The 13,683-nt window shown below is 45.1% G+C and carries 12 protein-coding genes; 4 read left to right on the forward strand and 8 right to left on the reverse strand.

Annotation, left to right across the window (positions count from 1 at the left end):
• Positions 1-356 precede the first annotated feature (356 nt).
• Both ACQEXP_RS15070 and vexH read left to right on the forward strand, forming a co-directional pair.
• Positions 357-1,427, forward strand: coding sequence for an efflux RND transporter periplasmic adaptor subunit (locus tag ACQEXP_RS15070; protein ID WP_426970746.1), 1,071 nt, complete (start codon positions 357-359; stop codon positions 1,425-1,427).
• On the forward strand, positions 1,427-4,549 hold the full coding sequence (gene vexH / locus ACQEXP_RS15075; protein WP_269378087.1) for a vibriobactin export RND transporter permease subunit VexH: 3,123 nt from the start codon (positions 1,427-1,429) through the stop codon (positions 4,547-4,549). The genes ACQEXP_RS15070 and vexH overlap by 1 nt, the downstream gene beginning before the upstream one ends.
• Positions 4,550-4,610: 61 nt before the next feature.
• Here vexH and ACQEXP_RS15080 read toward each other — a convergent pair whose 3' ends face one another.
• Positions 4,611-5,210, reverse strand: a complete 600-nt coding sequence (locus ACQEXP_RS15080; protein ID WP_426970748.1) for a YitT family protein — start codon at positions 5,208-5,210, stop codon at positions 4,611-4,613.
• A gap of 345 nt (positions 5,211-5,555) precedes the next feature.
• On the opposite strand from ACQEXP_RS15080, the gene glyA reads away from it, so the two are divergent.
• A complete protein-coding gene (glyA, locus tag ACQEXP_RS15085) occupies positions 5,556-6,806 on the forward strand; it encodes a serine hydroxymethyltransferase (protein WP_269378085.1) in 1,251 nt (416 codons plus the stop codon).
• 409 nt (positions 6,807-7,215) lie between these two features.
• A complete protein-coding gene (locus tag ACQEXP_RS15090) occupies positions 7,216-7,731 on the forward strand; it encodes a hypothetical protein (protein WP_426970749.1) in 516 nt (171 codons plus the stop codon).
• Positions 7,732-7,804: 73 nt separating this feature from the next.
• On the opposite strand, the gene ACQEXP_RS15095 is transcribed toward ACQEXP_RS15090, so the two are convergent.
• From ACQEXP_RS15095 to rodA, 7 genes are all read right to left on the reverse strand, one after another.
• Entirely contained in the window at positions 7,805-8,131 is a 327-nt protein-coding gene (locus ACQEXP_RS15095; protein ID WP_269378083.1) for a hypothetical protein, read from the reverse strand.
• Positions 8,132-8,263: 132 nt separating this feature from the next.
• Entirely contained in the window at positions 8,264-9,229 is a 966-nt protein-coding gene (gene lipA / locus ACQEXP_RS15100; protein ID WP_269378082.1) for a lipoyl synthase, read from the reverse strand.
• A gap of 7 nt (positions 9,230-9,236) precedes the next feature.
• Positions 9,237-9,902 (reverse strand): lipoyl(octanoyl) transferase LipB, encoded by a 666-nt coding sequence (gene lipB, locus ACQEXP_RS15105; protein WP_331416088.1) that lies wholly within the window; start codon positions 9,900-9,902, stop codon positions 9,237-9,239.
• A 179-nt stretch (positions 9,903-10,081) separates the two neighbouring features.
• Positions 10,082-10,360 (reverse strand): DUF493 family protein YbeD, encoded by a 279-nt coding sequence (ybeD, locus tag ACQEXP_RS15110; RefSeq protein ID WP_138973409.1) that lies wholly within the window; start codon positions 10,358-10,360, stop codon positions 10,082-10,084.
• A 148-nt stretch (positions 10,361-10,508) separates the two neighbouring features.
• On the reverse strand, positions 10,509-11,687 hold the full coding sequence (locus ACQEXP_RS15115) for a serine hydrolase (protein ID WP_138973408.1): 1,179 nt from the start codon (positions 11,685-11,687) through the stop codon (positions 10,509-10,511).
• A 90-nt stretch (positions 11,688-11,777) separates the two neighbouring features.
• Positions 11,778-12,560: a septal ring lytic transglycosylase RlpA family protein gene (locus ACQEXP_RS15120; protein WP_426970751.1), complete on the reverse strand. Its 783-nt coding sequence runs from the start codon at positions 12,558-12,560 to the stop codon at positions 11,778-11,780.
• The gene (rodA, locus tag ACQEXP_RS15125; RefSeq protein ID WP_138973406.1) at positions 12,561-13,682 is read right to left on the reverse strand and encodes a rod shape-determining protein RodA; all 1,122 of its coding nucleotides are present in this window, start codon (positions 13,680-13,682) and stop codon (positions 12,561-12,563) included.
• Position 13,683 lies beyond the last annotated feature (1 nt).

Genomic DNA, 13,683 nt, shown 5'->3' on the forward strand with positions numbered 1-13,683 from the left:
CGGATTCGAACCATCGAAGGCAGTGCCAGCAGATTTACAGTCTGATCCCTTTGGCCACTCGGGAACCCCTCCAGGGTGTTTTCTATTCTCATTAAGGAATAGCTTAAGTAATGTTTTCCCAACACATTGCTCAAGTGCGGAGCGCATCATAGCAAACTCGTAAATGCTGTAAAGACTTTTCTTGTATTTTTGAATTGAATGATGTCTTTTTGGACAAAGAAGCTAGGAAATGAGCATAAAGCTCAAACAATCAACGGCTTCACTTACAGAATATTTCTCGCTCTTTACATTACTTGACGTTCATAATGGATTTTAGCGGATACAATATATCTAGTTTATCTATGCAGAATCTCACTATGAAAAATAAAATTGTTTTGAGTCTTTTGTCTCTGTCTATTCTTACAGCAGCACCACTCTCTTATGCAAAGAGGCAAGGACCTTCGACAGTTACAGTCGTCACTGAGCTTGTTCAAACACACAATGTCTCTCAGTCCCTTGTCTTGGTCGGTAAGTTGGAAGCTGAGCAATCGGTAGAGATCTCTCCCGAAGTCGCCGGAAAAGTCGACACTATTGCTGTCAAAGCGAATCAAGCTGTGCGCCAAGGTCAAATGATCATCCAGCTTAACGATGATAAAGCTCGCGCTTCTGTCGCTGAGGCAAAAGCGTATTTGAAAGATGAACAACGTAAGTTGAAAGAATTCGAGCGTCTTGTTAAACGCAATGCCATTACGCAGACAGAGATCGATGCGCAAAAAGCCAGTGTGGAAATTGCTCAGGCTCGCCTAGATGCGGCCAACGCAAACCTTAAAGATCTTCATATTACAGCCCCGTTTGCAGGCACCGTCGGTTTTATCGATTTTAGTCGCGGAAAAATGGTGACGGCAGGCGAGGCGTTACTCACATTGGACAATCTATCCGTGATGCAGTTGGATCTTCAGGTGCCAGAGCGTTACCTGTCACAGCTTTCTGAAGGAATGAAAGTGACGGCGACTACGGCTGCTTGGCAGAATAAAGTGTTTGAGGGACAAGTTGTTGCCATTGACTCTCGTATTAACCAAGAAACGCTTAATCTTAGAGTGCGTATTCACTTTAGTAATCCATCCAAAGATCTAAAACCCGGCATGCTGGTATCAGCCAATATGGATTTCCCTGCTATAGAAGCACCAATTATTCCAGTACAGGCTCTGGAGTATTCGGGCACTAAGCGTTACGTCTATGTTATTGATCAAGACAACAATGCTAAACGAACCGAGGTATTGCTGGGCGCTCGTGTCGATAACTTAGTGGTCATAGAGCAAGGGTTATCGATTGGCGACAAAATTGTCGTGCAGGGCATAGTAAATATGCGTGATGGCGTAGTGGTTTCTGAGTTAGGTAGCGATGGTCGCCCTAAAGAGAAAGCAAAGCCGCAAGAAGGGGCTAACTAATGCTGCTGTCGGATGTTTCAGTTAAGCGACCCGTTGCCGCGGTTGTTTTAAGTTTGTTGTTGTGCGTTTTCGGTATTGTTTCCTTTAATAAGCTGGCCGTGCGAGAAATGCCGGACATTGAAAGTCCCGTGGTCTCTATTAGTACTCGCTACGAAGGTGCTTCAGCGACCATTATTGAAAGCCAGATAACCTCAGTATTAGAAGATCAATTGTCGGGTATTAGTGGTATTGATGAGATATCGTCGACAACTCGCAACAGTATGTCGCGTATTACCATCACTTTTGATCTTGGTTATGACCTCAATACGGGCGTGAGTGATGTTCGTGATGCCGTTGCCCGTGCCCAGCGTTCACTACCCGATGAAGCGGATGATCCTGTTGTGTTCAAAAACAACGGTTCAGGTGAAGCCTCACTCTATATCAACCTCAGTTCTTCTGAAATGGATAGAACTCAGTTAACGGACTACGTTGAACGCGTATTGATTGACAGGTTCAGTCTTATCTCAGGTGTCAGCTCTGTCGATATCTCGGGTGGCTTATACAAAGTTATGTACGTCAAGTTGAAGCCAGAGCAGATGGCAGGCCGAGGCGTAACCACATCTGATATTACGTCAGCTCTTCGTAGTGAGAATATGGAAAGCCCTGGAGGTGAAGTGCGTAACGACCAGATTGTGATGTCGGTACGTACTGCTCGTAGTTATAACAAGGCAGAAGACTTTGAGTATCTGGTGGTCAAGCGCGCATCCGATAACACACCTATCTACCTAAAAGATGTCGCTGATGTCTACATAGGTGCAGAAAACGAGAACTCGACGTTTAAGAGTGATGGCGTGGTTAACGTCAGTATGGGGATTGTGCCGCAGTCAGATGCCAACCCACTAGAAGTGGCCGATTTAGTCCATCAAGAAGTTGAAAACATCCAGAAGTTTCTGCCGCAAGGTACTCGTTTAGCGATCGATTATGATTCGACAGTGTTCATTGAACGCTCAATTGCAGAAGTGTACAGCACCTTGTTTATTACCGGTGGTTTAGTCATCTTGGTGCTCTACATTTTTATTGGTCAGGCAAGGGCGACCCTTATCCCTGCGGTAACCGTTCCTGTCTCTTTGATTTCATCGTTTATCGCGGCTTACTATTTTGGTTTCTCGATTAACTTGATTACCTTGATGGCGTTGATTCTGTCGATTGGTCTGGTTGTCGATGATGCTATCGTTGTTGTAGAGAACATTTTCCATCATATCGAAAATGGTGAAAAACCATTGCTTGCGGCATACAAAGGGACCCGCGAAGTGGGTTTTGCGGTTATTGCGACCACGTTGGTTTTGGTTATGGTGTTCCTGCCTATCTCCTTTATGGACGGCATGGTAGGTCTGCTATTTACTGAGTTTTCGGTTTTGCTTGCGATGTCGGTGATTTTTTCTTCACTCATCGCATTGACGTTGACACCTGTTTTGGGAAGTAAGCTGCTTAAAGCGAATGTCAAACCGAATCGATTTAATCTGTTCATTGACCAAGTATTTGGTCGTTTGGAGTTGCTATACCGTCGAGTATTGACTGGGGCATTGAAATGGAAATGGGCTGCACCGCTGATTATTGTCTCCTGTATTGGTGGCAGTTGGGGACTGATGCAACAAGTACCTGCACAGTTAACACCATCTGAGGACCGTGGCGTCATTTTTGCGTTTGTTCGCGGTGCTGATGCGACGAGTTACAATCGCATGGCGGCAAATATGGACATTGTCGAAGACAGACTAATGCCTCTGCTTGGGCAAGGTTTTCTGAAGTCTTTCAGCATCCAATCGCCTGCGTTTGGTGGTAATGCGGGAGATCAGACCGGCTTCGTTATTATGATTCTGGAAGATTGGAATGATCGCCAAGTCACAGCACAGCAGGCGTTAGGTGAAGTGCGTAAGGCGTTGTCTGGAATGGCGGATGTGCGCGTGTTCCCATTTATGCCAGGGTTTAGAGGTGGGTCAAGTGAGCCTGTTCAATTTGTACTTGGTGGTTCAGATTACAGTGAACTGAAAACTTGGGCTGAGAAATTGGAGCAGATCGCGGAAGACTCACCTTACATGGAAGGCAGCGACATTAACTACTCTGAGAAAACACCAGAGCTAGTGGTGAGCGTAGACAAACAGCGTGCGGCTGAACTCGGGATCAGCGTACAAGACATTTCCGATACTTTGGAGATCATGCTGGGCGGTAAGAGCGAGACGACCTTTGTCGAACGAGGTGAAGAGTATGACGTTTATCTGCGTGGTGATGAAAATAGCTTTAACAATGCGTCAGACTTGAGCCAAATCTACATGCGTACATCATCAGGTGAACTTGTTACGCTTGATGCGGTAACGAAGATTGAAGAAGTGGCTTCGTCGATTCGACTCTCTCACTACAACAAGCAAAAAGCGGTCACGATAACAGCGAACTTATCGGACGGGTACACTCTTGGTGAGGCGCTTGATTTCCTTGACCAGCAAGCGATTGAACTACTACCTAGTGATATTTCAGTTAGCTACTCTGGGGAATCGAAAGATTACAAAGAGAACCAATCGAGCATTCTATTGGTGTTTGCGTTAGCACTTTTAGTCGCTTATCTGGTACTGGCTGCGCAGTTTGAAAGTTTTATCAACCCATTGGTGGTGATGTTTACGGTTCCTATGGGGGTATTCGGTGGTTTTCTTGGTCTATTTCTGATGGGGCAGGGACTGAATATCTATAGCCAGATTGGGATGATCATGCTGATTGGTATGGTTACTAAGAACGGTATTTTGATTGTAGAGTTCGCGAACCAGCTGCGTGATCGTGGGATTGAGTTCGAAAAAGCGATTCTTGATGCCTCTGCGCGTCGTTTACGCCCGATTATGATGACCGCATTCACCACATTAGCGGGAGCGATACCGTTAATTCTTTCGACGGGTGCTGGTTATGAGAGCCGTGTTGCGGTAGGGACAGTAATATTCTTCGGTATGGGCTTTGCGACCTTTGTTACCTTGTTTGTCATCCCTGCCATGTATCGTCTGATTTCGCAAGGCACACAATCACCAGGTCATGTCGAGGCTGAACTGAATAAAGAGTTAAGCCATGATGTGAAAGCTAGAAGCTCACATGGTGAGCTGAACTAAATAACGTAATAAGCCCGCGAGTGATCGCGGGCTTAATTGTATCTGCAGCAGAAATTGACGATTAACCGTAAGTCACCGAGTAGCGAGTTGGTTTGTGGTTCATTGCTAAGACAAGATTTAGAGCGATAGCCCCGAGAATCGATAAACCAATCACTTCTGAAGAGACAAAAAAGAACGAAGCAAAAAGAATCGCACAATCTATAGCCAGTTGAGATTTACCCACCGAAATGCCGAATTTGTCCTGAATGAACAGGCACAGCACATTGAAGCCCCCCAAACTAGAACGATGGCGAAAAAGAATCAGCATCCCTAATCCCATCAAAAGACCTCCAGCGATCGCGCAGTAGACTTGGTTGATGGTCTCTAGACTGATGACTAAATAGAGGTGATCAGTAATCAGTGACACAAGAGCACCAGAAATCGCACTATTAATCGCAAATCGAGTACCGAAACGCTTCCACGCTAATAAATAGAATGGACAGTTGGCTATAAAGTACAGAGTGCCGAGTGAAAAGTGGGTCATCTGGCTGGCTAAAAGTGCCAGTCCCGCTGTGCCTCCAGTCAACAGTGATGCTGATTGGAGAAAGAAGAAGCCTTGGGCGACTAAAAAGGTGCCGGTCAAAATTGCGACCCAATCTTCTCGTCTTGAGTGTTTTTCCATCAATTTGAAATTTAACAAGTAAATAATGGCGTGCATACTATTTAAAAAAATAGGATTTCGGTAGCTTGAGAGCGAAATTTAAGGTAAACCTATGTAATTATCGTTTTACGGGGTGTAAAGGATGGAATTGACACTTAGCTGGCGAAACGTACGGATAAGTGCTCAACATGAGATTCCCTGTAAAGCATTATGAAAAAACTGCATGAGAAAAACTGAAATTTTCTCTTTATGACAAAGATCAAATTATGTAGAATGCGCGTCATTAGCTTGATGCAAACGTTTGCGTGAGTGTCAAAGGTCGGTTTTTTTGCAATTTAAAGTCTCAATCTGAGTCAGGAGATACAGATGCTAAAGCGTGATATGAACATCGCAGATTACGATGCGGAACTGTTCGCAGCAATTCAAGAAGAAACTCTTCGCCAGGAAGAACACATTGAACTTATTGCTTCAGAAAACTACACAAGTCCACGTGTAATGGAAGCTCAAGGTTCTCAGCTTACAAATAAGTACGCTGAAGGTTACCCAGGCAAGCGCTACTACGGTGGTTGTGAGTACGTTGATAAAGCTGAATCTCTGGCTATTGATCGTGCATGTCAGCTATTTGGTTGTGAATACGCAAACGTACAGCCTCACTCAGGCTCACAGGCAAACAGTGCTGTTTACATGGCTCTACTTAACCCTGGTGATACTGTTCTTGGCATGAGCTTAGCACACGGCGGTCACCTTACACACGGTTCTCCAGTTAACTTCTCTGGTAAACACTACAACGTTATTCCTTACGGTATCGACGAAGCGGGTCAAATCAACTACGACGAAATGGAAGCACTTGCTCTAGAGCACAAACCGAAGATGATCATCGGTGGTTTCTCTGCTTACTCACAGATCGTAGATTGGGCTCGCATGCGTGAAATCGCAGATAAAGCAGGTGCGTACCTATTTGTAGATATGGCTCACGTTGCGGGTCTAATCGCAGCGGGCGTATACCCAACGCCTGTACCACACGCTCACGTTGTCACTACAACAACTCACAAAACGCTAGCAGGTCCACGTGGTGGTCTTATCCTGTCTAACGCGGGTGAAGAGATGTACAAAAAACTGAACTCAGCCGTCTTCCCTGGTGGCCAAGGTGGTCCGTTAATGCATGTTATCGCTGGTAAAGCGGTTGCATTCAAAGAAGCGATGGAGCCAGAGTTTAAAGAGTACCAAGCTCGCGTAGTTAAAAACGCGAAAGCAATGGTTGCTCAGTTCCAAGAGCGCGGCTACAAGATCGTTTCTAACGGTACTGAAAACCATCTATTCCTTGTTGACCTAATTGACAAAGATATTACAGGTAAAGATGCAGATGCGGCACTAGGCGCAGCAAACATCACAGTTAACAAGAACTCTGTACCAAATGACCCTCGTAGCCCGTTTGTAACGTCTGGTATCCGTGTTGGTTCTCCTGCAATTACTCGTCGTGGTTTCACCGAAGAAGACGCAAAAGAGCTAGCAAACTGGATGTGTGATGTTTTAGATAACATCGGTAATGAGGACGTTATCGCAGCAACGAAAGCGAAGGTGCTCGATATCTGTAAGCGTCTACCAGTTTACGCTTAATGGTTCTACCTGACTTGGTCTATTTCGTTGTCAAAGGTGCCCATTTACTAGCGTAAACTCCGCCCCTTTTCCTCGAGCTAGAGCCAACACAGTTTGAAATACGACAAGCCCCTTATTAAGGGGCTTTTTGTTTTTTTGGGGAATTGTCACGTGCTCTCTTTGAGCGGCAGTCCGCTATTTTCCGCAGGTAGGTAGCACTGCCGAACTTTGATATGACGGTGTAGCAGTAAATCGGGGTGCTTACTGATTTATTATTTGAAATCTTACACTTGTCTCAACCTTCTACGTTGAAGTTGAATAATCCTCGTTTTGATTTTATAAGACAGAGAGTTCCGATATATCGACGTGGGAGAGTTGAATGAGGCCAACGAAAGAAAATTTAACCAAGCTAATAGGCAAAGAGATCGAAATGGATAATCGCCTAACTAGCCAGCCTGACGATAGTCCCAATGGTTACTTAGAGAAACAGTACGGGGTTACGATTCTTGAAAAGAACGGAAAGTATATTCTAACTCGAGATGATCAAGCGGCGGATCGCGGTGTTTGGGTACCTTACGCAGAAACCAAAGCCGTCATTGGGCGCAGTACCGGTTCAGGAGTGAGCTGGATGGCCTCTGGTCCGTTTAGTGGCTGTGAAATGGCGGTGGGTGTAGACAAGTCGGTCGATCGTGTGTTCGTAGCCCATATCGCCAAACAGCGCGGCTCTACTGCACCTGCGGATTATCGTAAATTTCGAGTCGACACGCGAGCGAGTGAGTTTTACTGGAATAAAATTCCGATGCCATTTGAGGACCGATTCTCTTGTGCGTATGTCTTTGTCATCTGCTCACCCAATGGGATAGTGTCGATGAACTCTCTTGAAGTGGCGGTTACGTCTATGGGCGGGGGAAATGGTACAGTGATTTCTGTACGCACGTTTAAGTAGTTTAGTAGTAATGTCTTAGATAATAAAAAGGGCCGATGTGACAACATCGGCCCTTTTTATTGGTCATTTTCTGTTACTTAGGTAGGCTAAGAAGAGTGCCAGACTTACATTTGAACGAGTAATACTTACTGCTTTCGTTGAATTTACCTAAGCCTTCACCGTCACAGTAGTCGATATTAATGTCACGCATTGTTTCCAGAGTGCTTTCATTCGTCAGTGCGAATTTAGAACCGTCAGAGCAAACAATGCGCACGCGACCGTCATCACTCACTGAGTAGATCTCCACTTCGGTATTGCAAAGCTCAAATGAAGCTTCTCGAAAATTGTCTTGCTCGGTATTTGAAGCACAGCCAGCAGACAGGGCCGCCAGAGTCATTGCCGCTAGTCCAAACTTTTTCATACTAGTTCCTTGGAATACGCTTAGTAGTAATGGTTGTAGATTAAGCCTATCGAAGTGTGGTGATTCATTCAACAACCGATAACAAAAAGGGTCGACTTATTATGTCGACCCTTGCCACAAAATTGACTTACTCTAGCTCACTTCTAAACCTTGAGCCTGAAGGTCTGCATGGTACGACGAGCGAACAAATGGTCCACATGCTGCGTGTGTGAAACCAAGCTCTAGAGCAATTTCTTTTAACTCATCAAACTCTGATGGTGGCACATAGCGTTCAACCGGCAAATGGTGGCGGCTTGGTGCAAGGTATTGACCCAATGTCAGCATAGTGACACCGTGTGCACGAAGGTCTTTGAGAACCTCAATGATCTCTTCTTTCGTCTCACCAAGGCCCATCATCAAACCAGACTTAGTTGGAATGCTAGGGTGCTGCTCTTTGAATTTTTTCAATAACTCCAGTGACCACTTGTAGTTCGCTCCTGGACGCGCCTTACGATAAAGACGAGGTGCCGTTTCAAGGTTGTGGTTGAAGACATCTGGCGGGTTATCTTTGAGAAGTTCAAGGGCGATATCCATGCGACCACGGAAATCAGGAACCAAGGTTTCAATCTTGATGTTAGGGTTGAGAGCACGAATTTCACGGTTACAGTCTGCAAAATGCTGAGCGCCGCCATCACGAAGATCATCACGGTCTACCGATGTGATCACCACATACTTCAGCTTCATGTCTTGAATAGTCTTCGCCAGTTTTTGTGGTTCATCATTTTCTGGGGCGAGTGGGCGTCCATGAGCAACGTCACAGAAAGGGCAACGACGAGTACAGATTGCACCAAGGATCATGAAAGTTGCTGTTCCGTGGTTAAAACATTCTGCTAGGTTTGGACACGAAGCTTCTTCACAAACGGAGTGCAGGTTGTTTTTTCGCATTGCAGATTTGATATCTTGAATACGTTGGCTGTCAGAAGGCAGTTTGATCTTCATCCATTCTGGCTTACGAAGAACTTCTTTCTGCTCGGTAGGCATGTTCTTTACCGGGATCAGAGCCATTTTGTCAGCGTCGCGGTACTTAACGCCTTTTTCCATTTGGATTGGTTTACTCATGCTTCTCTTACTTCTCGTTGTTGCTTGCCGATTTTGCGGCTGTATCTAGTTCTACGTGGTCATAACCAAGTAAAGTCACCAGTTCTTCGACTAGCTTTGTCTCAACTTGAGCGATATCGTCAGGTCCACCTAATTGGCTGACTTGTACCATCTCCATACCAGCATAACCACATGGGTTGATGCGTAGGAAAGGTGATAAGTCCATGTTGACGTTAAGTGCCAAGCCGTGGAATGAACAACCTTTACGAATTCTAAGCCCTAAGGAACAAATCTTTTTGCCATCGACGTAGACACCAGGAGCATCAGGTCGAGCAGCGGATTCGATATTGTATGCTTTTAGGGTGTTGATTACGAGGTTCTCGATATGTGTAACGAGTTCTCTAACACCTAGCTTTTTACGACGAAGGTTGATAAGAAAATAAGCGACCAGTTGTCCGGGACCATGGTAGGTGACTTGCCCACCACGATCGCTTTGAACGACAGGAATATCACCGGTGTTCAACAGGTGTTCAGCTTTGCCGGCTTGTCCTTGTGTGAAGACAGGGTTGTGTTCGACAAGCCATACTTCATCAGGCGTTTCTTCTGTTCGATTGTCAGTGAAATCGTGCATCGCTTGCCAGATAGGCTTGTAGTCCTGTCTACCAAGATGTTTCACAACAAGCTGGTTTTGCATTCCGCTCTTCCATCGTCGGTTAGTAAAGTGGAAAGATTATAAACTGCTTCTGGTTATTGAACTATATGCCAGTAACACATTTTTAACCCTAGAGTTTTTGCAGGATATTTATCTAATTGATATCTAAAAAGAAAGCAGCTTTCGCTGCTTTCAATAAAATTTGAATGTATTCAAATTTTTTATAGCACCATGCGCACGATGTCAATCTCACCAAGCTCTTTATAAAGCGTTTCAACCTGTTCAATTGAGGTTGCAGTGATGTTGATTGATACCGAGTGGTAATTCCCCTTAGCACTTGGTTTTACTGTTGGGCTGTAATCACCTGGAGCATGGCGTTGGATGACTTCAAGAACCTTTTCTGGCAGCTCTGGTTTAGCGTAGCCCATTACCTTGTATGTGAAAGAACAAGGAAACTCAAGCAGGTCTCTCAATTTTGCATCTGAGTTAATGTTCAGCATGTTGAAACTCCAAGTTGGAAAGTCGTTATTAGCAGCGCGGAATAGTACTGTCTATCTGAGATGATCTCAAGACGTGGCTCACGCTAGTCACTACTGAGATAAATAAAAAAAGCCGCTAACGGCGGCTTTTTTCTGCTAAGTACTTAGATTACAAGAAGCTTTTGAACAGCATGACAATGTAATCCCATAGGCGGCTGAATAGGCTACCTTGTTCTACGTCTTCAAGAGCAAGTAGTGGGTACTCGGCAATATCTTCACCTTCTAGTTGATAGTATAGCTTACCAACTACGTCACCTTTCATTATTGGGGCTTCAAGCTCTTTTTCAAGGATAAAGCTAGCCTTCAGATTTTTCGCTTGTCCGCGAGGTAAAGTCACATAGGTGTCTTGATCCAGCCCAAGTGCCACAGTGTCTTTATTACCCATCCAGATTTTTTCTTCTACGAACGTTTCACCTGCTTTGTGAGGCGCGACTGTTTCGAAGAAACGGAAGCCGTAGCTGAGTAACTTCTTACTTTCTGATTTACGAGCGTTAGCATCTTTAGTCCCCATCACGACGGCAACAAGGCGCATTTTACCCTCTGTTGCAGAGCTTACTAAGCTGTAACCAGCATTGCTTGTGTGACCCGTTTTAATGCCATCAACGTTCATGCTTTTATCCCAAAGCAGGCCGTTACGGTTGTACTGGGTAATGCCGTTATAGGTGAATTTTTTCTCAGAGTAGATACGGTATTCTTCCGGTACGTCGCGAATAAGCGCAGTACCAAGTAGTGCCATATCGTAAGGTGTCGAGTAAAGATTCGCGTTGTCTAGGCCATGAACGTTGGCGAAGTGTGTGTCCTTCATACCAATTGTGTCAGCCCATGCGTTCATTAGGTCAACAAATGCATCTTCAGAACCCGCGATATGTTCAGCCATCGCAACACAAGCATCATTACCAGACTGGATAATGATTCCTCGGTTGAGGTCTTCTACTTTTACGGTAGTGCCGACTTCGATGAACATTTTTGATGAATCAGGGAAGTTTTTCGCCCAAGCGTTCTTGCTGATGGTGACATCGTCTTGCAGTGAGATGTTACCGCGTTCCAACTCTTGACCAATAACATAGCTGGTCATCATTTTCGTTAAGCTTGCTGGAGAGAGTTTCGTGTTCATCTCTTTTTCAGCTAAAACTTTACCTGAATGATAATCCATCAAAACGTAGCCTTTAGCGGCGATTTGAGGCGCGTCTGGCATCACAATTGGTGATGCGAAGGCAGAAGATGCGATGGTTGCAGAAAGCGCAATAGAAGACGCAAAAACTGATTTAATTAGCGTTGTTTTTTTCATATTGACTACAGGTTTATCGTTAACTGTCCATATCTTAACAGAATCAATCTCTCAAACCAGTATAGGAATAGGGGTACACTGGATTGAGGACTAGTGGGATTTAATGAAAGCACTGGTATAACCCAGTTCTTTCACTCTTTCTAGTGCTTTTTGGCTCGACATATAGTCGTCGAAAGGGCCCAAAAAGACGCGGTGTACATTACTATTCGAGTTGACATAGCTTTTCACCGATAGTTTTTGACTTAAATCTCGCGCTAAAGTTTCAACGCGATCTTGATGTTGTGAAGAGGCTACCTGAACGGCAAACTTAGACAGGGAGTCCTGTTTATTGGTTTGCGTTGGTTTATCGACCGTAATGACTTCGATAGCGACGTTGGCAGTACCCGTTTTAATCACATCTAACTTCGTTGCAGCTGCGTAGCTCAGGTCAATGATACGGCCTGGGTGAAATGGACCACGGTCGTTGACGCGAACGATCGCTGTCTTGCCATTGTCTTTGTTTGTGACTTTGACATAACTCGGGATCGGCAACTCTTTGTGGGCAGCTGACATGGAATACATATCATAGACTTCGCCGTTGGATGTTAAGTGGCCGTGAAATTTTTTACCATACCACGAAGCAATGCCTTCCTGTTTGAAGCCTTTAGGCTCTTTAATGATGGTGTAGCTATTGCCTCTTAGCGTGTAGTTACTGTTACCTCCTAAACTATAGGATTCGTATTGTGGAGTAGCATCTTCAATATGATCGACTGAAATTGGTGCATCAGGCGCAATGTCATCATCAATGGTGTAGCGTTTTGATGGTGCTGAAGAGCAGCCAGCTAAAACCGTACAAGTTGCAACAAGAGTAAGCAGTAGTCGCTTGTTTATCATTTAAATTGCCTTCGAAAATGCTTTTCTATGAGTGTGAATTGACATCAGTATCCCGAAACCCGCCATTAGAGTTACCATGGATGTGCCACCATAACTGATTAAAGGGAGCGGTACGCCAACAACAGGTAAAATTCCACTCACCATGCCAATATTTACGAAGACGTAAACGAAAAAGCTGAGAACGATACTACCCGCCATCATTCGACCGAATGCGGTTTGTGCTTTGCTGGCTAACACCAAGCCTCGACCAATAATAAACAGGTACAAGCCTAAAAGGATAAGAATACCAATCAGTCCCCACTCTTCGGCAATGACGGCAAAAATGAAGTCAGTATGACGTTCAGGCAAAAACTCCAACTGTGACTGGGTACCTTGGAGCCATCCTTTCCCTGATATGCCTCCTGAGCCGATAGCGATCTTACTTTGAATAATGTGATACCCCGCACCAAGTGGGTCAGACTCAGGGTTAAATAGCGTTCTCACTCGTACCTTTTGATACTCTCGCATCAGGAAGAACCATAAAATAGGCAAAAAGGCACCTAGGCCACAGGCGGCTGCAAAAATGATTCTCCAACTGATACCCGCGAGAAAGATAACGAAAATGCCTGATGCGGCAATCAGTATTGAGGTACCTAAATCGGGTTGCTTAGCAATCAGAATGGTCGGGACAAACACCATGACCAATGACATGACCAGAGTCTGAAATGTGGGCGGAAGAGGGCGTTTACCAATATAACGAGCCACCATAAGAGGCACTGCGAGTTTAAGCAGTTCAGAGGGCTGGAAGCGAATAAACCCCAAGTTTAACCAGCGCTGAGCTCCCTTAGAGGCTTCACCGAAAAAGAGCACGCCTAGCAGTAGCACCACACCACCAGCAAACATGATCGGCGCCATCGCCTCATAAGTGCGTGGTGGAATTTGTGCTAGAAGTAACATCACGCCAAGGGAGAGAGCCATTCTCATTGCTTGACGATCCATCATGGCTAAACTTTGCCCGCTAGCGCTGTACATGACGACAAGACCAAATCCCATCAGTACCAGAATTCCCAGTAACAAAGGTAGATCGAGGTGGAAGCGTTCAAACAGAACTCGGTTTTGACCCGTTGCTGGATTCAAATCCATG

The sequence above is a fragment of the Vibrio sp. TRT 1302 genome, assembly GCF_050113875.1.
In the GTDB taxonomy this organism is placed as follows: Bacteria; Pseudomonadota; Gammaproteobacteria; order Enterobacterales; family Vibrionaceae; genus Vibrio.

What these genes read in the sequence shown, in the direction of transcription:
- ACQEXP_RS15070 (WP_426970746.1), top strand. Translation starts at nt 357, where the DNA reads ATGAAAAATAAAATTGTTTTGAGTCTTTTGTCTCTGTCTATTCTTACA.
- vexH (WP_269378087.1), top strand. Translation starts at nt 1,427, where the DNA reads ATGCTGCTGTCGGATGTTTCAGTTAAGCGACCCGTTGCCGCGGTTGTT.
- ACQEXP_RS15080 (WP_426970748.1), bottom strand. Translation starts at nt 5,210, where the DNA reads ATGGAAAAACACTCAAGACGAGAAGATTGGGTCGCAATTTTGACCGGC.
- glyA (WP_269378085.1), top strand. Translation starts at nt 5,556, where the DNA reads ATGCTAAAGCGTGATATGAACATCGCAGATTACGATGCGGAACTGTTC.
- ACQEXP_RS15090 (WP_426970749.1), top strand. Translation starts at nt 7,216, where the DNA reads ATGGATAATCGCCTAACTAGCCAGCCTGACGATAGTCCCAATGGTTAC.
- ACQEXP_RS15095 (WP_269378083.1), bottom strand. Translation starts at nt 8,131, where the DNA reads ATGAAAAAGTTTGGACTAGCGGCAATGACTCTGGCGGCCCTGTCTGCT.
- lipA (WP_269378082.1), bottom strand. Translation starts at nt 9,229, where the DNA reads ATGAGTAAACCAATCCAAATGGAAAAAGGCGTTAAGTACCGCGACGCT.
- lipB (WP_331416088.1), bottom strand. Translation starts at nt 9,902, where the DNA reads ATGCAAAACCAGCTTGTTGTGAAACATCTTGGTAGACAGGACTACAAG.
- ybeD (WP_138973409.1), bottom strand. Translation starts at nt 10,360, where the DNA reads ATGCTGAACATTAACTCAGATGCAAAATTGAGAGACCTGCTTGAGTTT.
- ACQEXP_RS15115 (WP_138973408.1), bottom strand. Translation starts at nt 11,687, where the DNA reads ATGAAAAAAACAACGCTAATTAAATCAGTTTTTGCGTCTTCTATTGCG.
- ACQEXP_RS15120 (WP_426970751.1), bottom strand. Translation starts at nt 12,560, where the DNA reads ATGATAAACAAGCGACTACTGCTTACTCTTGTTGCAACTTGTACGGTT.
- rodA (WP_138973406.1), bottom strand. Translation starts at nt 13,682, where the DNA reads ATGGATTTGAATCCAGCAACGGGTCAAAACCGAGTTCTGTTTGAACGC.